This window comes from Thioalkalivibrio sp. ALM2T, from assembly GCF_000381505.1.
GTDB lineage: Bacteria > Pseudomonadota > Gammaproteobacteria > Ectothiorhodospirales > Ectothiorhodospiraceae > Thioalkalivibrio > Thioalkalivibrio versutus.
In genome coordinates, this window is sequence record NZ_KB906557.1 from 142,990 (window position 1) to 162,842 (window position 19,853).

At 65.7% G+C, this 19,853-nt stretch carries 15 protein-coding genes; 5 read left to right on the forward strand and 10 right to left on the reverse strand.

All coding sequences use genetic code 11. The features are described from left to right. Positions 1-37: 37 nt before the first annotated feature. Entirely contained in the window at positions 38-934 is an 897-nt protein-coding gene (locus F816_RS0103350; RefSeq protein WP_019593547.1) for an HDOD domain-containing protein, read from the reverse strand. A 194-nt stretch (positions 935-1,128) separates the two neighbouring features. Here F816_RS0103350 and F816_RS0103355 point away from each other — a divergent pair, with 194 nt between their 5' ends. Beyond that, a complete protein-coding gene (locus tag F816_RS0103355; RefSeq protein ID WP_018650598.1) occupies positions 1,129-1,923 on the forward strand; it encodes a dienelactone hydrolase family protein in 795 nt (264 codons plus the stop codon). 51 nt (positions 1,924-1,974) lie between these two features. On the opposite strand, the gene F816_RS0103360 is transcribed toward F816_RS0103355, so the two are convergent. The 5 genes from F816_RS0103360 to metH all read right to left on the reverse strand — a co-directional run bounded on the left by F816_RS0103360 (position 1,975) and on the right by metH (position 9,814). Further along, positions 1,975-3,348 carry a response regulator gene (locus F816_RS0103360; RefSeq protein ID WP_019593548.1) on the reverse strand — a complete coding sequence of 458 codons (1,374 nt, stop codon included), beginning with the start codon at positions 3,346-3,348 and terminating at the stop codon, positions 1,975-1,977. A gap of 213 nt (positions 3,349-3,561) precedes the next feature. Further along, positions 3,562-5,115 (reverse strand): bifunctional GNAT family N-acetyltransferase/carbon-nitrogen hydrolase family protein, encoded by a 1,554-nt coding sequence (locus tag F816_RS0103365; protein ID WP_019593549.1) that lies wholly within the window; start codon positions 5,113-5,115, stop codon positions 3,562-3,564. 57 nt (positions 5,116-5,172) lie between these two features. Beyond that, positions 5,173-5,496, reverse strand: coding sequence for a hypothetical protein (locus F816_RS0103370; RefSeq protein WP_018144728.1), 324 nt, complete (start codon positions 5,494-5,496; stop codon positions 5,173-5,175). Continuing rightward, on the reverse strand, positions 5,493-5,885 hold the full coding sequence (locus F816_RS0103375; protein ID WP_019593550.1) for a PH domain-containing protein: 393 nt from the start codon (positions 5,883-5,885) through the stop codon (positions 5,493-5,495). Before F816_RS0103375 ends, F816_RS0103370 begins: the two co-directional genes overlap by 4 nt. Before the next feature lie 137 nt (positions 5,886-6,022). After that, complete coding sequence (gene metH, locus F816_RS0103380) at positions 6,023-9,814, reverse strand: methionine synthase (protein ID WP_019593551.1); 3,792 nt, start codon at positions 9,812-9,814, stop codon at positions 6,023-6,025. Positions 9,815-9,969: 155 nt separating this feature from the next. Between metH and F816_RS0103385 the strand changes: the two genes are divergently transcribed. Beyond that, entirely contained in the window at positions 9,970-10,704 is a 735-nt protein-coding gene (locus tag F816_RS0103385; RefSeq protein WP_019593552.1) for an arginyltransferase, read from the forward strand. Positions 10,705-10,740: 36 nt separating this feature from the next. Here the strand turns inward: F816_RS0103385 and F816_RS0103390 are convergent, their stop codons facing one another. Both F816_RS0103390 and F816_RS0103395 read right to left on the reverse strand, forming a co-directional pair. Further along, positions 10,741-11,589, reverse strand: a complete 849-nt coding sequence (locus tag F816_RS0103390; protein WP_018938307.1) for a methyltransferase domain-containing protein — start codon at positions 11,587-11,589, stop codon at positions 10,741-10,743. After that, entirely contained in the window at positions 11,586-12,404 is an 819-nt protein-coding gene (locus tag F816_RS0103395; protein ID WP_018169217.1) for a class I SAM-dependent methyltransferase, read from the reverse strand. The genes F816_RS0103390 and F816_RS0103395 overlap by 4 nt, the downstream gene beginning before the upstream one ends. 491 nt (positions 12,405-12,895) lie before the next feature. On the opposite strand from F816_RS0103395, the gene purH reads away from it, so the two are divergent. From purH to F816_RS0103410, 3 genes are read left to right on the forward strand one after another with little or no spacing between them, the layout of a single operon-like run. Continuing rightward, entirely contained in the window at positions 12,896-14,461 is a 1,566-nt protein-coding gene (purH, locus tag F816_RS0103400) for a bifunctional phosphoribosylaminoimidazolecarboxamide formyltransferase/IMP cyclohydrolase (protein WP_019593553.1), read from the forward strand. 13 nt (positions 14,462-14,474) lie between these two features. Further along, positions 14,475-15,764: a phosphoribosylamine--glycine ligase gene (purD, locus tag F816_RS0103405; protein WP_019593554.1), complete on the forward strand. Its 1,290-nt coding sequence runs from the start codon at positions 14,475-14,477 to the stop codon at positions 15,762-15,764. 43 nt (positions 15,765-15,807) lie between these two features. Then, on the forward strand, positions 15,808-18,294 hold the full coding sequence (locus tag F816_RS0103410) for a glycogen/starch/alpha-glucan phosphorylase (protein ID WP_019593555.1): 2,487 nt from the start codon (positions 15,808-15,810) through the stop codon (positions 18,292-18,294). Between the two features lie 15 nt (positions 18,295-18,309). Here F816_RS0103410 and cysQ read toward each other — a convergent pair whose 3' ends face one another. Further along, positions 18,310-19,143 carry a 3'(2'),5'-bisphosphate nucleotidase CysQ gene (cysQ, locus tag F816_RS0103415; protein ID WP_026289495.1) on the reverse strand — a complete coding sequence of 278 codons (834 nt, stop codon included), beginning with the start codon at positions 19,141-19,143 and terminating at the stop codon, positions 18,310-18,312. Positions 19,144-19,194: 51 nt separating this feature from the next. Beyond that, on the reverse strand, positions 19,195-19,740 hold the full coding sequence (gene nudE, locus F816_RS0103420; RefSeq protein ID WP_019593556.1) for an ADP compounds hydrolase NudE: 546 nt from the start codon (positions 19,738-19,740) through the stop codon (positions 19,195-19,197). Between the last annotated feature and the right edge of the window lie 113 nt (positions 19,741-19,853).

Genomic DNA, 19,853 nt, shown 5'->3' on the forward strand with positions numbered 1-19,853 from the left:
GGGACTCGCACCGCATCCCCAAGTTCACGGCGAGCGGTCATGGCCGCGGCTCCCCCTCGTGCGCAGGATCGCAAAGGTCCTGCACCGCCAGCACCTCGTGCTGGGCCTCCTCCACCGCGGAGAGCAAGACCTCGGGGGCCAGGTGCAGGGCGTCCCACACCGCCGGATCTACCGGGGGTGCATCCGCCCAGTCGCGCGAATCGATCTCGGCGAGATGAGCACCGGTGTTGGCCAGATGCACCAGCATCACGGCGGTACGATTGCGCTCCGGCGCCTGCAGCGGCTGATGGTGACCGGCGAGGCAGTCGACCAGGAGTTCCGGCAGACCCCAGTGCGCGGCCAGGGCCCCACCCAGCTCCGCATGATCGAAGCCCAGTTGCGCGCGCTCCGCGCCCTGCGGGCTCAGGCCGTCGCCAACATCCAGACTGGAGAGGAAGGCCCGGTGGGCCGATTCCGGCGACTGCGAGAACAACAACAGCTTGCCAAGATCATGCAGCAGGCCAGCCAGGAAGATCCCGCTGGCCTGGCGCGGCGACACGCGCATCGCCAGTTGCCGCGCGATCACCGCACAGTAGGCCGAATGGCGCCAGAATACCTCCAGCGGCAGACGTTCCTGATCGGGGATGCTGGCCGTGGCGCGGGTGATCGCGCTCGCCACGACCAGACGCTGCAGGGCATCGCGACCCAGCATGGCAATCGCGCGGTCCAGCGAATCAACCGGACGCGCCGGGGCATAGGCAGGGCTGTTGGCGATGCGCAGGACCAGGGCCACCAGGCCGGGATCGCGCCCCAGGCTGCTGGCGATCCTGGCAGCCGTGGCGTCGTCGTCCTCCAGCAGGCGCGCAACCTCGAACACCACCTGTGGCATGGCCAGAAGCTTGTCAGCCGACTGGACGCGGGCCTCAAGGGAATCGTTGGCGGATCGGTCGGACATGGATGGATCCTCTTGCCGAGGCGGAACGGGGATCGCTGCGCCTCACTCGTCCTGTTTCGAGGCCACCTCGCGCATGTGGCCCCGACCTCTCTACTGTAGCCGCTGTCCCCTTCGTTGTAACCCGGCCGGGCCCGAACCATACTCGCAGGCCCGGGTCGAAAATACGACGCTTCGTCCACCAAGGAGGTGCCCATATGTTTAGCAAGTCCGCATTTGCGCCGCTGGCCGTTTTGCTCGCCGGCCTGCTCCCCGGCATGGCCCTGGCCGGCATCCAGACCGAAGAGATCGCCTACGACCATGACGGCGACGAGATGACCGGCTATCTGGCCCATCCCGAAGGCGACGGGCCACACCCGGCGGTCCTGGTCATTCACGAATGGTGGGGCCACAACGACTACGCCCGCGACCGTGCCGAGCAGCTGGCCCGCGAGGGCTACACCGCCTTCGCCCTGGATATGTACGGCAGCGGCAAGCTGGCCGATCACCCGTCTACCGCCGGCGAGTTCGCCGGGGAAATCCGCGAGAATCGCGACCTGATGCTGGGCCGCTTCCAGGCCGCCTACGACTGGCTGCGCGCGCATGATGCCAGCGCGGATGCGGCGCCCTCCGCAGTCGGCTACTGCTTCGGCGGCACCGTGGCCCTCGAGGCCGCGCGCGCAGGGATGGACCTGAACGTGGCGGCGAGCTTCCACGGCGGCCTGGCAACCGAGCACCCGGCCGAGGTCGGCAAGGTGTCGGCCGAACTGCTGTCCTTCACCGGTACCGCAGACCCGATGATCCCGCCGGAGCAGGTCGCCGGTTTCCAGAAGGAGATGCAGGAGGCCGAAGTACGCTACACCGTGGTGGAATTCTCCGGTGTGAAGCACAGCTTCACCAATCCGGGGGCCGATGCCATTGCCGAGGAGTTCGGCATGCCGGTCGGCTATGACGCGCGCGCCGACCACGATTCCTGGAACCACCTGCTGGGTGTCCTCCGCGATCGGCACTAAACCCGATGTACGGCGGGCACTGCCAGGTGCCCGCCCCTTTCACGCGGAGCCTCAGGTCCCGCGCAAGTAGATCGCCACCCCCAGGACCACGATCACCGCCAGCACCCCGACAAACGCCAGCCGGAACCAGCGACGCCCCGCCAGACGTGCGGGTCGCGCATGTTTCGCATCGGACAGGGGCGCCCGCAGACTGTCCTCCGGCTCCGCCTTGACCGGTTCGCCCCGACTCGGCTCGCTCGCCGGCTCCGCCGCAGCAGTGGTGCTGTGGCCGGTCAGGGCATGTTCCAGATCACGGATCCGGCCACGCAGGTCCTGGTTGCGTTGCTGGGCCTCCGCCAGTTCCCGCTCGCGGGCCACCAGGCGGTCACCCAGATCCGAAGCCGAATCCTGGCTATCCGAACAGCGCTGCTCGGCCTCGGCCTGGGCCTTCTCGGCCGCCGCGGCGCGCTCGCACTGCTGGTTGCGCTCGCGACGCAGGCGCTCGGCCTCGCCCCGCGCCACCTTCAGCTCCGCCTGCTCCTCCTCGCGCTGACGCTCCAGGTCGACGAGCTCGTGGTCCAGGCGGACATTCTCGCTCTCGAGCTCACGCACCCGGCTACGCAGTTGTTCGGTGTCGCGGTCGGGCTCGGTCGACTCCGGGGGACCCTCCGCCTCGAGTTCTTCCACGCGCACACGCAAGGCCGCAAGCTCCTCCTCGCGGGCCGCGGCCTGTTCCGCTGCTGCCACGACCTCGTCGTCCCGCGCCCGCGCCTCGGCCAGCGCCGTCTCGGCCTCCTCCAGACGCCCCTGCAGAGTCTCGATCTCGCGATCCCGCTCTTCCGCGCGCTGGAATGCCGCCGTGGACTCGTCGCGTGCCTCGCCCAGGGCGTTGCGCAGACGTTCCAGCTCTTTCTGCGCCTCGCGCTCATTGGAGGATTGCTGCCGCAGCATCAACTCGCGGCGCAGGCGCTCGACCTCGTCGCGCAGCGCCTGGTTCTCGGCGGAGTCGGGGGCCCCTCCGGAGGCCGCCGGCTCGGGGACCGGCGGCGGTGGCAGGAGTTCGGCCACGACCTCGCGCACGCGGGTGGGAACAAACGGCTTCATCAGGACAGCATTGGCCCCCAGTGAACGCCATTCGTCGCTGGCCGCCTCGTCACTCTCCTGACCGGTCACGATCACCACCGGGAGGTCCGTGGGGAGGTCATCGACGCCATCACGAATACGCAGCAGGAGATCCTGGCCGTCGATGCCCGGCATCGAGAGATCGGTCAGCACCAGCCCGATATCGGGATACTGCTGAAGCAGTTCCAGTGCCTGTTCGCCGTCGGCCGCCTCGTAGACGGTGTTCTGACCCTGCAGAATACGTTGCAACGCAACCCGGATGACCTTGGAGTCATCCACCACGAGGATCGCGGCGCGTTTTGGGTCCGGTATCTGATCGCTCATGCTTCCCCCTGACTGACATCCGCCCGCCTGACAGCGACACGGCCGTCGACCATGCTGTACCCCCAGTGGCCGAGCATCCCTAGACTCGCAAGACTACGGGCCCCCGCGTCCGGATGCCAGTGGGGTCGCCGGGGCAACCGGACGCGGTTCACACTTTCTCGCTCCGGGCGATCGGCCCGCGGAGCATCATGCGCGACCACCGCTCCGTGTTTGCTACACGGGCTTCGACTTCCACTTGACCGAATAGAGGTCGCGCCGACGATCACGCAGGTTTCGCACCGAGCCGTGATTGCGCAGCTCCTTCAGGTTGTCGAGGTCGAGATCCACGATCAGGGTCATCTCGGTGTTGGGGGTCGCCTCCGCGGCCACCGCGTCGTGCGGGAAGGCAAAGTCGGACGGGGTGAACACCGCAGCCTGGGAGTACTGCATGTCCATGTTCTCGACCTTGGGCAGGTTGCCCACCGAGCCGGACATCACCACATAGCACTCGTTCTCGATCGCGCGGGCCTGGGCGCAGCGCCGTACCCGGAGATAGGCATTCTTGGTATCGGTCCAGTAGGGCACGAACAGGATCTGCAGGCCGTGATCGGCCATCACCCGCGGCAGTTCGGGGAACTCCACGTCGTAGCAGATCAGGATCCCGATCTTGCCGAAGTCGGTGTCGAAGACATGCACCTCGTCGCCGCCCTGCAGTCCCCAGTAGGACACCTCGTCCGGGGTCACGTGGATCTTGTACTGGCGGTCCCAGGTGCCATCGCGGCGGCACAGATAGGAGACATTGCGCAGGACATCATCCGTGTACTCGGGCATCGAGCCGGCCACGATGTTGATGTTGTAGGCGAGCGCCAGGCGCACCATCTCCTCGCGGACCGCCTCGGTGTACTCAGCCAGGCGGCGCACGGCCTCGGCCGGGTAGTCCTGGTTGAAGGCCCCCATCAACGGGCCGTTGAAGAATTCCGGGAACAGCACGCAGTCCGAGCGATAGCCGGAAACCGCATCGACGAAATACTCCACCTGCTGGAACAGGGAGTCCAGGTCCACCGTCGGGCGCATCTGCCACTGGACGACGCCGATGCGCACGTCCGAGCGGCTGCCGCCGATCAGCTTTTCCTTCTCCTCGTAATAGATGTTCAGCCACTCGATCAGCGTCGCGTAGGCCCCGGATTTCTCGTCGTCCGGCAGATAGTTGGTGATGATCTTGCGGACGTGAAAGTCGTTCGCCAGCTGGAATGTCAGGATCGGGTCGATGATCTCGTGGTTCTTCACCCGGCGCACGTACTGCTGCGGCGTGAGCTCGTCGCGGTACTGGTCAAAGCCGGGAATGCGCCCACCGGCGACGATGGCCCGCAGGTTCAGCTTCTCGCACAACTCCTTGCGCGCGTCGTACAGGCGCCGGCCCAGACGCAGCCCGCGATAGTCCGGATGCACGAAGATGTCCACGCCATAGAGCGTGTCGCCGTCCGGGTCGTGGGTAGTCAGGAAGCCATTCCCGGTGATCTGCCAGTAATTGTGCTGATCGCCGAAGCGCTTGTATTCGACGATCAGGCTGATCGCCGCGGCGACCACCTTGCCGTTGTCCTCAATGCAGATCTGGCCCTCGGGGAAACGCTTCACCTGGGAACGGAACTGCGCCTCGCTCCAGGCGCCGTCGAGGTCGTGATAGACCCGCTCCATGATCTCGCGGATGTCCTCGTAGTCCTCGACCCGCGTCGGACGCAGGGTCAGATGGTGCTGGGGGTTCGACTCGTTGTCCGCGTCAGTGGTCACGCTTGGGGGCTCCGGGGTTGAGACAGAGTGGCAGGATGCACGTGGAGCGGGCGTGGATCAAAAGATCCAGGCCAGCATCAACCAGAAAAACACAAAGAACAGAAAAAAACCGGGGATCATGAACTGCAGTTCCCCGATCAGGCCCTCACCGGCGGCCAGGGCAAACACGATCGACACGAGCACCGAGACGATGGCCGCCACCAGGGCCGCGTTCTTCAGGCCCATACCATCATCAAAGGTGAGCGCGACCCAGTCCGACAGCCCCGGCAGGGACACCGCTGCCGCCAGCACCAGCAAAGCCACGAGCAACGCGACCAGCGCCGAGGTGCCGAGCAGGATGCGCAGCGCCAGACGGCTGTCCCGCCGGTCCGCACGGCTCATGCCACGCCCTCCCGACGGCCTCGCACGTATTCGCGCACCCGGTTGGGGTCCGGGATGCCGTTAACCCGGAATTCCGGGTTGTCCCCGGTGGTGTACACCGCGATGCGACCCACGCGGAAGATGCGGTCGAAAAAACTCTGATCGACCTTCACCGTGCGGATCTGACCAATGTCGAGGTCCACATGCGACTTCGACAGCAGGCCCCGCTCCAGATGCACCTGATCGGCGTCGATGCGCAGGCGTACCGAACGCGTCTGGAGGTACCACCACAACAGGATCAGCAAGCCGAGGCCGAAGGCCGGGATCAGTAACACGCTGAGGATGAAGCCGAACGGATGATTGCGGAACATCGCCGGTCGAGCGTCGATCGCGGATTCACGAGCGGACATGCGCGGACTCCAGTTGGGGACAAGCCCGTCCAGTTTGGCGCGGTACCCCAAACAAAGCGAGCCCCGCACGGGGCGGGGCTCGCAGTTTGCCGGGCAAGGGCCGGTCCGTCGGCCCGTCCGGAGGCAGGATCGCGGAGTTAGGCGGTCCGGGCCTCGCGCTCGGCCTTGGCGTCTGCCTTGGCCTCGTCGCTGTCGTCATAGCCGATATTCGGCGCAAGCCAGCGCTCGGCATCCTCGAACGACATGCCCTTGCGCTTGGCGTAGTCCTCGACCTGGTCGCGGTTGACCTTGCCGAGACCGAAGTAGCGCGATTCCGGATGCGCGAAGTACCAGCCGGAGACGGCCGAGACCGGAAGCATGGCGAAGCTCTCGGTGAGCGTCATGTCAGCATGCTCTTCCGGCTGCAGCATCTCCCACAAGGTCGCCTTCTCGGTGTGCTCCGGGCAGGCCGGGTAGCCAGGCGCCGGACGAATACCCTGGTACTTCTCCTCGATCAGGTCCTCGTTCTCCAGCGACTCGTCGGGGACATAGCCCCAGTATTCGCGGCGCACATGGTAGTGCATGCACTCGGCAAAGGCCTCGGCCAGACGGTCCGCCAGGCTCTTCACGAGGATGGCGTGATAGTCGTCGTTGGCCTTTTCGTATTCCTTGGCCTTGGCGTCGACATCACCACCGGCGCTGACCGCGAAGGCCCCGATGTAGTCGGGACCACCGGCTTCCTTGGGCATCACGAAATCGGCCAGCGAATGGCTCGGCTGCCCGCGACGCTTCTCGGTCTGCTGACGCAGGTGGTGCAGCTTCTTCAGGACCTTGGAGCGGCTGTCGTCGGTGTACACCTCGATGTCGTCGTCATCAACGGTGTTCGCCGGGAAGAAGCCGACCACGCCACGGCAGGTGACCCACTTTTCGTCGATCATCCGCTTCAGCATGTCCTTGCCATCCTTGAACAGCTTGCGCGCCTCTTCGCCGACCTTTTCGTCATCCAGGATGCGCGGGTAGGCGGCGTGCAGCTGCCAGGAGTGGAAGAACGGCGTCCAGTCGATGTACTTGGCGACCTCGTTGAGGTCGTAGTCGTCGAAACGCAGCAGCACGGAGCCGTCGCCATGCGGGTGCAGGACCTTCGGCTGACCGGGCAGGTCGTCGGTCTCCAGCGCCTTCGGCTTCGGCGGCGTGTAGTCGGACCAGTCGATCGCCGGCTTGTTGGCGCGCGCCTTCTCGAGCGTGACCCACTGGGTCTTCTTCTTGCGCCCGGCGTTCTGCACGCGCAGCTTCTCGTACTCCTCGCGGACGTCGGCGGCGTACTTCTCGCGCAGCTCGGGGCTGATCAGGCTCTGGGCCACGCCCACTGCGCGCGAGGCGTCCTTCACCCAGACCACCGGACCGGAGTAGTTCGGCTCGATCTTCACCGCGGTGTGGGCGCGCGAGGTGGTCGCACCGCCGATCATCAGCGGCGTGGTCATGCCTTCACGCTCGAGATCGGCCGCGAAGTTGGCCATTTCCTCCAGCGAGGGGGTGATCAGACCGGACAAGCCGATCACGTCGACGTCGTGCTCCTTCGCGGCCTTCAGAATGTCCGCGCCCGGGACCATCACACCGATGTCGATGACCTCGAAGTTGTTGCACTGCAGGACCACGCCGACGATGTTCTTGCCGATGTCGTGCACGTCGCCCTTCACCGTGGCCATCAGGATCCGGCCGTTGTTCTCGGTGCCGGTCTTCTCGGCCTCGATATACGGGATCAGGTGGGCCACGGCCTTCTTCATTACACGGGCGGACTTCACCACCTGCGGGAGGAACATCTTGCCCTCGCCGAACAGGTCACCGACCACGTTCATGCCGTCCATCAACGGACCCTCGATCACCTGGATCGGGCGGTCATAGGCCTGGCGGGCCTCTTCGGTATCGTCCACCACGTAGGTGTCGATACCCTTGACCAGGGAGTGCTCGAGGCGCTTGGAGACTTCCCATTCGCGCCACTCGAGGTTCTCTTCCCGCTTGCCGCCGCCCTGGCCCTTGTATTCCTCGGACAGTTCGAGCAGCCGGTCGGTCGCGTCGTCGCGGCGGTTCAGGACCACATCCTCGACCGCTTCCTTCAGCTTCGGATCGATGTCGTCGTAGACCGCCAGCTGGCCGGCGTTGACGATCCCCATGTCCATGCCCGCCTTGATGGCGTGATACAGGAACACCGCGTGGATCGCCTCGCGCACCGGCTCGTTGCCGCGGAAGGAGAACGACACGTTGGACACGCCGCCGGAGATCAGCGCGTGCGGCAGGTCGTTCTTGATACGACGAGTGGCCTCGATGAAGTCCACGCCATAGTTGTTGTGCTCCTCGATGCCGGTCGCGACCGCGAAGATGTTCGGGTCGAAGATGATGTCCTCGGCCGGGAAGCCAACCTTCTCGGTCAGCAGCTTGTAGGCGCGGGTGCAGATCTCGACGCGACGCTGTTCGTTATCGGCCTGGCCGTCCTCGTCGAAGGCCATGACCACAATCGCAGCACCATAACGGCGGCACAGCTGGGCCTGTCGGATGAAGTTTTCCTCGCCCTCCTTCATGGAGATCGAGTTGACCACCGGCTTGCCCTGCACGCATTTCAGACCGGCCTCGATGATCTCGAACTTGGAGGAGTCGATCATCACCGGCACACGCGCAATGTCGGGCTCGCCGGCCAGCAGGTTGAGGAAGCGGACCATCGCTTCCTGCGACTCCAGCATCCCTTCGTCCATGTTGATGTCGATGATCTGGGCGCCGCCCTCGACCTGGTTCAGCGCGACTTCCAGCGCGACGTCGAACTCCTCGTTCTGGATCAGGCGCAGGAACTTGCGCGAACCGGTCACGTTGGTGCGCTCGCCGACGTTCACGAACAGCGAATCGTCGGTGATGTTGCACGGCTCGAGACCCGACAGGCGGCAGGCCGGGGCGATCTCCGGCACCTTGCGCGGCGGGTGCTTCTCGACCGCCTCGCGCATGGCACGGATGTGCTCCGGCAGGGTGCCGCAGCAACCGCCGATGATGTTCAGCATGCCCTGCTCGGCCCACGGACCGACGTCCGCGGCCATCTGCTCCGGGGACTCGTCATATTCACCGAACTCGTTCGGCAGGCCGGCGTTCGGGTGCGCGGAGACGTGCGTGTCGGCGATGCGCGACAGCTCTTCCACGTACTGGCGCATTTCCTTCGCACCCAGGGCACAGTTCAAGCCGATGGAGACCGGGTTCGCGTGGCGCACCGAGTTCCAGAAGGCCTCGGTAGTCTGACCGGACAGGGTGCGACCGGAGGCATCGGTGATGGTGCCAGAGATCATGATCGGGAGTTCTTTCCCGAGCTCGTCTTCCAGGGTCTTCACCGCGAAGATCGCGGCCTTGGCGTTCAGCGTGTCGAACACCGTCTCGATCAGGAGCAAATCGGCACCGCCCTCGATCAGGGCCTCGGCCGCTTCCTTGTAGGTCTCGACCAGGGTGTCGAAATCGACGTTACGCGCACCCGGGTCGTTCACATCCGGGGAGATGGTGGCGGTACGGTTGGTCGGGCCGAGGATCCCGGCCACGAAACGCGGCTTGTCCGGGGTCTTCTCGGTCCAGGCGTCAGCGGCCTTGCGCGCGAGCTTCGCGGATTCGCGGTTCAGCTCGGGGACCAGGTCCTCCATGTGGTAGTCCGCCATCGCGATGCGGGTGCCGTTGAAGGTGTTGGCCTCGATGATGTCGGCACCGGCCTCGAGGTAATCATTGTGGATCTGCTCGATGATGTCCGGGCGCGTCAGCGACAGCAGGTCGTTGTTGCCCTTCAGGTCCGATTCCCAGTCCTTGAAGCGCTCGCCGCGGTAATCCGCCTCGTCCAGCTTGTACAGCTGGATGGTGGTTCCCATACCGCCGTCCAGGATCAGGATGCGCTCTTTCAGCGCTTTCTCGATATCGTTTCGTGTTGCCGTCATGTGCCGTACACCATTAGTTTCGAATGGGATAAGTGTACACGCCGAGAGTCCATCCCCGCCGTGGAGCCCACCCTGTTGGCAGGCCCTTTGATCTCGCGTGGCGGCCCCGGATGCGGCCTGGTTGCGCCCGTGAAAAGAACTGTCACGATAGCGCTATGCAGGAACATCCGGTCCGCTGGTTCATTACTGCCCCGCAGGCCTGTCCCTATCTGGACGACCGCGAAATGCAGAGTTTGCTGGTCGACCCCGCGGTCGGCCTGGGCGGCGCGCGCTTCGGCCAATTATTGGCCGAGGGCTTTCGCCGCAGTGGTCAGTTTGTTTATCGGCATCACTGCCCCAAGTGCACGGCCTGCGTGCCCGTCCGCATCCCGGTTGCGGCCTTTCGCCCGAACCGGAGCCAGCGCCGCTGCCTGGAGCGCAACCACGATCTCGCGGTTGCCATCCGGCGGCCGCCGGAGCAGCCCGGAACGACACCTGCTGCCGATCTCGACGAGCACATGCCACTGTTCTCGCGCTACCAGACCGCCCGTCACACCGGCGGCGGCATGGAGCAGATGGGACACGAGGAATACGCGGGGATGCTCGCCCACCGCAACGGGCCAGTGGATCTGATCGAATTCCGCCAGGCCGACACGCTGGTCGCGGTGGCCGTCACCGACCGCACCCCGCAGGCGCTGTCGGCGATGTACAGCTTCTTCGATCCGGACCAGCCACGTCGCAGCCTGGGCACCCTCGCGATCCTGACCCAGGTGGCACATGCGCACCGCCTGGGCCTACCTCATGTCTATCTCGGCTACTGGATCGACCAGGCGCCGAAGATGGAATACAAGACCCGTTTCCAGCCGCTCGAAGGCCGCGTGAACGGGGTCTGGAAGCGGCTGCCCGCCTGACGGCGGACCGCCCTCCCGGTCGCTTCCGTAACCGGCCTAGCGGGCCGGCTTGCGGAAGCGGAAGATGCCCCAGGTCAAGTAACCCGAGTTGCCGCCATCGACCCAGTGCTGCAGGCCCTGCTTCATGCGGTCGATGTAGTCCTGCGAGATGTAGTTCTTCAGTTCGTCCTCGCGGGACTCGAGCTCCTGCTTCACGCGACCGTAGTGGGTCGAGATCTGGCTGGAGTGTTCCTCGAAGCTGACCTCTTCCAAGCCGGCCGCCTTGGCCGCCTCGCGGTACAGCGCCGGGCTCGCCAGCGAATCCAGGTGGATGCGGGCCAGAATCGGGTCCAGCACACCATCCGGACAATCGTCGGTCTGCATCGGATCGGTGAAGATCAGCCAGCCACCCGGCTTCAGGACGCGCGCGGCCTCCTGGATCACCTTTTTCTTTGCCTCGTTCTGACTGTGCAGGAAGGAATCCTCGGACCAGACAACGTCATAGGACGCGTCCGGCTCGTCGACCTTCTCGAAGGAGCCATCGACCACGGTGATCTTGTCGTCGAGATGACGCGCCTTGTTGATCTCGCGATCGCGCTCGTTTTCCTTCTCGGACAGGTTCAGCGCGGTGACGTCGCAACCGTAGTTCTCGACCAGGTAGCGGGCCACGCCGCCGTAACCGGCGCCCATGTCGAGCACGCGCCATTCCGGCTGCGGTTCACCCAACAGGTCGGACATATGGGCGACCGTGCGACGACTGGCGTCGCCGATCGGCTCGTCCTTGTACTCGTACAGCCCGATATGGAGGTCTTCACCGCCCCACACCATCTTGTAGAAGGTGTCGGCGTCCTCGCTGTTGTAGTAGTCGCGAGCGGTTTCGACTACGTCGGAGTAGTTCTCGCTCATCGTTCCTCGCCCTCGATATAACGCTTGTCGGCCACGTGGATAAAGAAGTCCGGATCACTCTCGCGATAGGTCTCCTGGAAGTCGCCGTAGGTCTCGATCTTCTGGAAACCGACCTCGCGCATCAGGCGGCGGACATAGGCCTTGCGTAGCGGGAACATGTTCAGGAAGTACTCGGAGCCATCCGGGAACTTGTACTGGAAGCGCGCCAGGCCTTCGTCAACGTGGGCCGGCTGCACCTGAACGTTGTCGCCGCAGTAGTAGTAGGTGTGCTTGGACGAGTAACCGTGGTCCATGATGGTGTCGTAGTTGCGCTGGTCGAGGATCAGCACGCCATCGTGGTTCAGGGCGGAGTAGAACTCGGCCAGGGCCTTGCGGCGGTCGTGTTCATTGAACAAGTGGGTAAACGAGTTGCCCAGGCAGACGACGGCGTCGTAGCGACCGTAGATATCACGGTTCAGCATGCGCCAATCGGCCTGCACGGTGCGCAGGATGTGTCCGCGCTTGCGACCGTTCTCGAAGGCCTTGACGAGCATCTCGGGGGCGCCGTCGGCGGTCACCACATCAAAGCCCGCTTCACGCAGCTGCACGGAATGGAAGCCGGTGCCGGCGGCGACGTCGAGCACGCGCTTGGCGCCGCGCTTCTTCAGTTCTTCGATGAAGAAGGTGCCTTCGCTCTTGGCGCGGTTGTCCCAGTCGATCAGGTCATCCCACTTGTCGACGAAGCCGGTGGTGTACTCGTTGAGATAGTTCTCGGTATCGCGACGTTCGGTCGGCTTCTCGCCGAAGTCCTGATCATTCTTGATATTCGCTGCCATGCTGGTTCCTCTTGGCTTTGCTGCTGTTTATAGCGTGTCCGAACCGACCCAGGGCCGATCCGCCGGCACAACACCCCGCAAACGCAGTAAACCGCGACCTCCGCATCACACGGCGGTCTCGCCAGCAGCCCGATCGAGCCAGGCGGGTGCCGCCCGGTGTTCGGGTATCAATGCGCCGGGTGCGTTGTTCGCAGCACCCGACACCGGCCTGGCCGGTTCTTCCTGCACATCCGGAGGGCAATCGGTACCCGGATGCCGAGCCGTGGTCTGGCGGGCCCATCCCGCCTGGCTCGGGGATCGTTTACGGCGCCGCGCGATGCGTCTGAACGCGGGCGTTGTGTCCGAAATCGTTTTTATACCCTGAAGGTTTTGCGCAAAAATTACAAGCTGAGGGCCCGTCTGGCGACCTCGGCTTCGCGACTCCGAATGCCGATCCATCCGGGCCGCGCGTTCGATATAATGGTCGTTTTGCAGCGATCCCGAGGCCCCGCATGACCCCCAGCCGCCCTATCCAGCGCGCCCTTTTGTCGGTCTCCGAGAAGACCGGCGTCGTGGAGCTCGCTCGCGCCCTGCATGAACGCGGCGTCGAGCTTCTGTCCACCGGCGGGACTGCCCGCCTGCTGGCCGAAAACAACCTTCCGGTAATCGAGGTTTCCGCGCACACGGGCTTCCCCGAGATCATGGATGGCCGAGTCAAGACCTTGCACCCGCGCATCCACGGCGGGCTGCTCGGCCGGCGCGACATCGACTCCGCGGTGATGGCCGAGCAGGACATCCCGCCGATCGACCTGCTGGTGGTGAACCTATATCCCTTCGAGGCGACGGTGGCCCGTCCCGGCTGCAGTCTGGAAGACGCCATCGAGAACATCGACATTGGCGGCCCGGCGATGCTGCGCGCCGCGGCCAAGAACTACCGCGACGTGGCCGTGGCCACCAGCCCGGACCAGTACAGCGAGATCGCCGCGGCCATCGGCGACCATGGCGAGGTGCCGCAGTCGCTGCGCTTCCGCCTGGCGGTCGCGGCCTTCGATCACGTAGCGCGCTACGATGCCGCCATCAGCAACTACCTCTCGGCCCTCGACGAGGATGGCGAAGCGGCTCCCTTCCCGGGACAGCTGAACGCCACCTTCGAACGCATCGAGACCCTGCGCTACGGCGAGAATCCGCACCAGCGCGCCGCGTTCTATCGTGATCCTCAGCCTGCACCCGGCACCCTGGCCAGCTACCGCCAGCACCAGGGCAAGGCACTCTCTTACAACAACCTGGCCGACGCCGATGCCGCCTGGGAATGCGTGCGCCAGTTCGAGGCTGGGGCCTGCGTGATCGTCAAGCACGCCAACCCCTGCGGCGTGGCGGTCGCCCCGACCCAGCTGATGGCCTACGAGCGCGCCTTCCAGACCGACCCGACCTCGGCCTTCGGCGGCATCATCGCCTTCAACCGCCCGCTGGACGGCGACACCGCGCACGCGATCGTCAGCCGCCAGTTCGTCGAGGTAGTCATCGCCCCCGAGATCACCCCGGGCGCGCTGCGCGCCCTGGCCACCAAGAAGAATGTTCGCGTACTCGAGATCCCGCCGGCGGGTGTCGGTCCCGGCCTCGACTACAAGCGCATCGGCGGCGGGCTCCTGGTGCAGGATGCCGATCGCGGCAGCCTGGCCGATGTGGAGCTGAAGACCGTGACCGCGCGCGCGCCCTCCGAACAGGAGATGAAGGACCTCTGCTTCGCCTGGCAGGTGGGCAAGTACGTAAAGTCCAACGCGATCGTCTACGCCCGCGACGAACAGACCATCGGGGTCGGTGCCGGGCAGATGAGCCGGGTGTACTCCGCGCGCATCGCCGGCATCAAGGCCGCCGACGAGGGCCTGCAGGTGGCCGGCTCGGTGATGGCTTCGGACGCCTTCTTCCCGTTCCGCGATGGCATCGATGCCGCCGCCGAGGCCGGCATCACCGCGGTGATTCAGCCCGGCGGCTCGATGCGCGACCAGGAGGTGATCGACGCGGCCAACGAGCACGACATCGCCATGCTGTTCACCGGCATGCGCCACTTCCGCCACTGACCCGGGACCTCCCATGAACGTACTGGTAATCGGCAACGGCGGCCGCGAACACGCCCTGGCGTGGAAGCTGGCGCAGTCCGCGCGAATCGAGCGTGTCCTGGTGGCCCCCGGCAACGCCGGGACCGCGCGCGAGGCAAAGTGCGAGAACGTCGAGATCGGCGTCACCGACATCGACGCGCTGCTGGCCCTGGCCGAGCGCGAGGCAGTGGCCTTTACGGTCGTCGGCCCGGAGGCCCCGCTAGTCGCCGGTGTAGTGGATGCGTTCCGCGCCGCCGGACGACGCTGCTTCGGTCCCACCGCGAAGGCGGCGCAGCTAGAGGGCTCGAAGAGCTTCGCCAAGGACTTCATGCAACGCCACGGCATCCCGACCGCCGCCTACGGCAGCTTCGAGGACGAACAAGCCGCGCTGGATTTCATCGCCGCCCACGGTGCGCCCATCGTGGTCAAGGCCGACGGCCTGGCCGCCGGCAAGGGCGTGATCCTGGCGCAGACCGAGGACGAGGCGCGCGCGGCCGTCCACGACATGCTGGGCGGCAATGCCTTTGGCGAGGCCGGGCACCGCGTGGTCATCGAGGAGTTCCTGACCGGCGAGGAGGCCAGCTTTATCTGCATGGTCGACGGGGAGCATGTGCTGCCGCTGGCCTCCTCACAGGATCACAAGGCCCGCGACAACGGGGATCAGGGCCCGAATACCGGAGGCATGGGTGCATATTCACCCGCACCGGTGGTGACAGATGCCCTGCATGAGCGCATCCTGCGCGAAGTAATCGAGCCGACCGTGCAGGGTATGGCCGCGGACGGCGAGCGCTACACCGGCTTTCTGTATGCCGGCGTAATGATCGACGCGGCCGGCAACCCGAAGGTGCTGGAGTTCAACTGCCGCTTCGGCGATCCCGAGACCCAGCCGATCCTGAGCCGACTGGAATCGGACCTGAGCGAACTGGTCGAGGCCGCGCTGGACGGTCGCCTGGACCAGGTGGAGGCACGCTGGGATCCGCGCGTGGCCCTGGGCGTGGTCCTGGCCGCCGGGGGTTACCCCGGCGACTACCGCAAGGGCGATCCGATCACCGGCCTGGATGCGGTGACGGACGACCCCGATGCCTGCGTGTTCCATGCCGGCACCGCGACGAAGCCGGACGGTCAGGTGGTCACCGCAGGCGGCCGCGTACTGTGCGTGGTCGGCCTCGGCGAGGACGTGAAGGCCGCGCAAGAAAAGGCCTACGCGGCCGTGCAACAGATTCATTTCGACGATATATACTGCCGAACAGATATCGGCTATCGCGCCGTCGCCCGGGAGGGATAAACCCGGGTCGCGGCGCGTCTACCCCTTTTTGGAGATCCGCCCGATGGCCGCCCCCGAAGTCACGCACCTGCCCAACCTCCCCAACGATGTGGAGGGCCTGCGGCAATCGATCCGCGATGCCGTGGTCCGCGTGGTCGGCGAAGACCCGCGCCAGGCCACCGAGCGCGACTGGATGGAGGCCCTGGCCTTCGCCATCCGCGAACGCATGGTGGAACGCCGCCTGCTGACCCGCCGCCAGTTCGCGGACGAGGACGTCAAGCGTGTCTACTACCTGTCGATGGAGTACCTGATCGGGCGCATGCTCGAGGCCAACCTGCGCAACATGGGCATCCTCGAACCGGCCCGCCAGGCGATGGCCGATCTCGGCGTGGACCTCGACACCATCCTCGACCTGGAAGATGACGCGGCCCTCGGCAACGGCGGCCTCGGGCGCCTGGCTGCCTGCATTCTCGAGTCGCTGGCCACCCAGGGCTACCCGGGCTATGGCTACGGCATCCGCTACGAATTCGGCATGTTCCGCCAGGAGTTCGAGCCCTATCAGCAGGTCGAGCACCCGGACAACTGGTTGCGCTACGGCAACCCGTGGGAGTTCCCGCGCTCGGACCGCAAGTATCCGGTGCACTTCTACGGCTACGTGGTCGAGCACCATCACCCCAATGGCGAGACCCGCTACACCTGGGAAGATGGCGAGGAAGTCCTGGCCATGGCCTACGACTATCCGACCGCGGGCTATGGCCGACGCAACGTGAACAACCTGCGCCTGTGGGCGGCCAAGGCCACTCGCGACTTCGACCTGCGCTATTTCAACGAGGGCGACTACATCCGAGCGGTGGCGGACAAGGCCGAGTCCGAGACCATCTCCATGGTCCTGTACCCCAACGACGCCACCGCGATCGGCAAGGAACTGCGGCTGAAGCAGGAGTACTTCTTCGTCTCCGCCTCGCTGCAGGACATCCTGGATCGCCATCTGGCGCTGGGCTATGACCTCGACGCCCTGCCCGACAAGGTCGCCATCCAGCTGAACGACACCCACCCGGCGATTGCTGTGGCGGAACTCATGCGCCTGCTGATGGACGCGCATGAGCTGTCCTGGGAGCGTGCCTGGGAACTGACCCGGAAGACCTTCGCCTACACCAACCACACCCTGATGCCCGAGGCCCTGGAGACCTGGCCGGTCGAGCTGATGGAGCGCGTGCTGCCGCGGCACATGGGGATCATCTACCAGATCAACCACGGCTTTCTGGAAGAGGTCCGCCACCGTTATCCCGGCGACACCGAACGCCTGGCGCGGCTCTCCATCATCGACGAGGGGAACGGTCGCCGTGTACGCATGGCGCACCTGGCCGTCGTCGGCTCGCACCGCGTGAACGGCGTGGCGGCGCTGCATACCCAGCTGTTGCAGGAGACCCTGTTCGAGGACTTCTACAACCTGTGGCCGGAGCGCTTCGTCAACGTGACCAACGGCGTGACCCCGCGGCTGTGGATGATCCAGTCCAATCCCGCGCTCACCGACCTGCTGGGCCAGCGCATCGGCAACGACTGGCAGTACAACCTGGACGGTCTGCGCGCGCTGGAGCCCTACGCCCAGGATCCGGAACTGCAAAAGGCGTTCATGGACGTGAAGCGCGCCAACAAGCAGCGCCTGACCGACCTGGTCCGCGAGCGCACCGGCGTGGAGTTGAACCCGGACGTGATGTTCGACGTGCAGATCAAGCGCATCCACGAATACAAGCGCCAGCTACTAAAGCTCCTGCACGTGGTGGATCTCTATCAGCGCATCCGCGCCGGCGAGGACGTCCCGCCGCGCGTGGTCCTGTTCGGGGGCAAGGCAGCACCCGGCTATGCCCGCGCCAAGGGCATCATCCAGGTGATCAACGAAGTCGCCGATATCGTGAACAACGACCCGGCGATCGGTGACCGCCTGAAGTGCGTGTTCTTCCCCAACTACGAGGTCAGCTCCGCCAGCATCATCATCCCGGCGGCGGATATCTCCGAACAGATATCGACGGCCGGCTTCGAGGCCTCCGGCACCGGCAACATGAAGCTGGCACTGAACGGCGCCCTGACCATCGGCACGCTGGACGGCGCCAACATCGAGATCCGCGACGCGGTGGGCGAGGAGTCCATCTTCATCTTCGGCATGACTGCCGACGAGGTGGTCGAGCATCGCCGCAGCGGCCCGAGCCCCGAGGCCATCCTGGCGCAGCAGCCCAACCTGGCCGCCGCGGTGGAGATGATCGAATCGGGGTTCTTTACCTGCGACGACCCGGAGACCCATGGCGACCTTGGGCGCTACCTGCGCCACGAGGACCCGTTCTTCGTCATCGCCGACTATCCGGCCTACGCCGCGGCCTGCGACCGCGCCGACACCCTGTACGCCGATCGCGCTGCCTGGGCCGAAGCGGCCATCCTGAATGTCGCGCGCATGGGCTTCTTCTCGATCGACCGCACGGTCCGCGACTACGCCAACCACATCTGGGACATCACGCCGGAGCCGGTGGCCCCGTCGCGGACCAACGGCGCCGCCTGACACGGAGCGCGGGACTCAGGCGTCGGGAAGCCCCAGGCGGCGCAACCAGCCGTCGGGGTTGCCCGCGCACACCAGGAACTCGGGGTTCAGCAAGCTTTCGCGCGTGTTGTAACGCAGCTCCTGCCCGTGGAGATCCGTCACCCGTCCGCCTGCGGCCCGGACTACGGCGTGCGCCGCGCCGGTATCCCACTCGCTGGTGGGCCCCAGACGCGGATAGATGTCGGCAGCTCCCTCGGCTACCAGGCACAGCTTCATCGAGCTGCCCATGCTGACCAGGTCGTGGGGCCCCAAACGGTCGAGGGCCACCTTGAGTCGTTCCGCCCCGTGCGAACGGCTGCCCGCCACCAATGGGTGGTCGGTGCCAATACGGTCGCGCGCCACTGCGATTTCCCGCGGGGGCTGATCCTCGTCACGGCGAATGGCCACGCCATCGCGATGACCGGCGTACAGGCGCTTGAGCACCGGACACCAGACGACGCCCAGCACCGGCTCGTGGTCGTGGATCAGGGCCACGTTCACGGTAAATTCGCCGCTGCGCTTGACGAACTCGCGGGTGCCGTCGAGGGGATCGATCAACCAGTAGGTCTGCCACTGGCGACGGCGCTCGAAGGGCACGTCCTGCCCCTCCTCCGACAACACGGGCCAATCGGGGTCGATGTCGGCCAGCCCATTGGCAAGGATTCGGTGGGCAGCCAGGTCGGCCTCGGTGAGCGGCGAATGATCGGCCTTTTCGGTGACCGCAAAGCGCGTCTCGTAGAGCTCGAGGATCGCATGGCCAGCCAGGTCGGCCAGCGCGGCCACCTCGTGCATCAGGGCAGTAAGAGCCGAATCCTTCGGCGGAGCATGCATGGGGAACTCCCGTTTTCCCGGAACGTTCCGCCTAGCTTGGCAGGGTTGCGCTCAAGCGTCGAGGTAATCGCGCACCATGTACAGCGCGGCGATGGAGCGCGCCTCGGTCAGATCTTCCCGGGCGACCAGCTCGGTCAGCCGGTCCAGCGACCAGGGGACCACCTCGAGCGCCTCCGGTTCGTCGCCTTCCGCGGCCTGCGGATACAGGTCCTCGGCCAGCACCAGATGGGTCTGGTGGGCCATATAGCCGGGTGCCACGGTCAGCGCGCCCAGGTGGGTCAGGCGATGCCCGGCGTGGCCGACCTCCTCCATGATCTCGCGGTTGGCGGCAGTCAGGATGTCCTCGCCCGCCTCCATCCGTCCCTTGGGCAGACCCAGCTCGTAGCGGTGGGTGCCGGCGGCGTATTCACGGATCAGCAGGACAGTCCGGTCGGCCTGCACCGGGGCAATAATCACCGCCCCATGGCCACGACTGACCAGACGCTCGAAGCAGGTGCGCGCACCATTGCTGAATTCGAGATCCAGCTCCTCCACCTCGAACAGGCGGCTGCTGGCGACCGTACGGCGGCCCTGGACATCCGGCTTGTCTCGGCTCATGCGCCCTCCGGGAGACATGTAGGAAAACGCTTAGGAAAACGCTGCTTAATGTACACGCTCGCGTTGGCACCCTACGGGCTCCGCCGCCTTTTCGCGCGCGCGGCGCTGCGGCT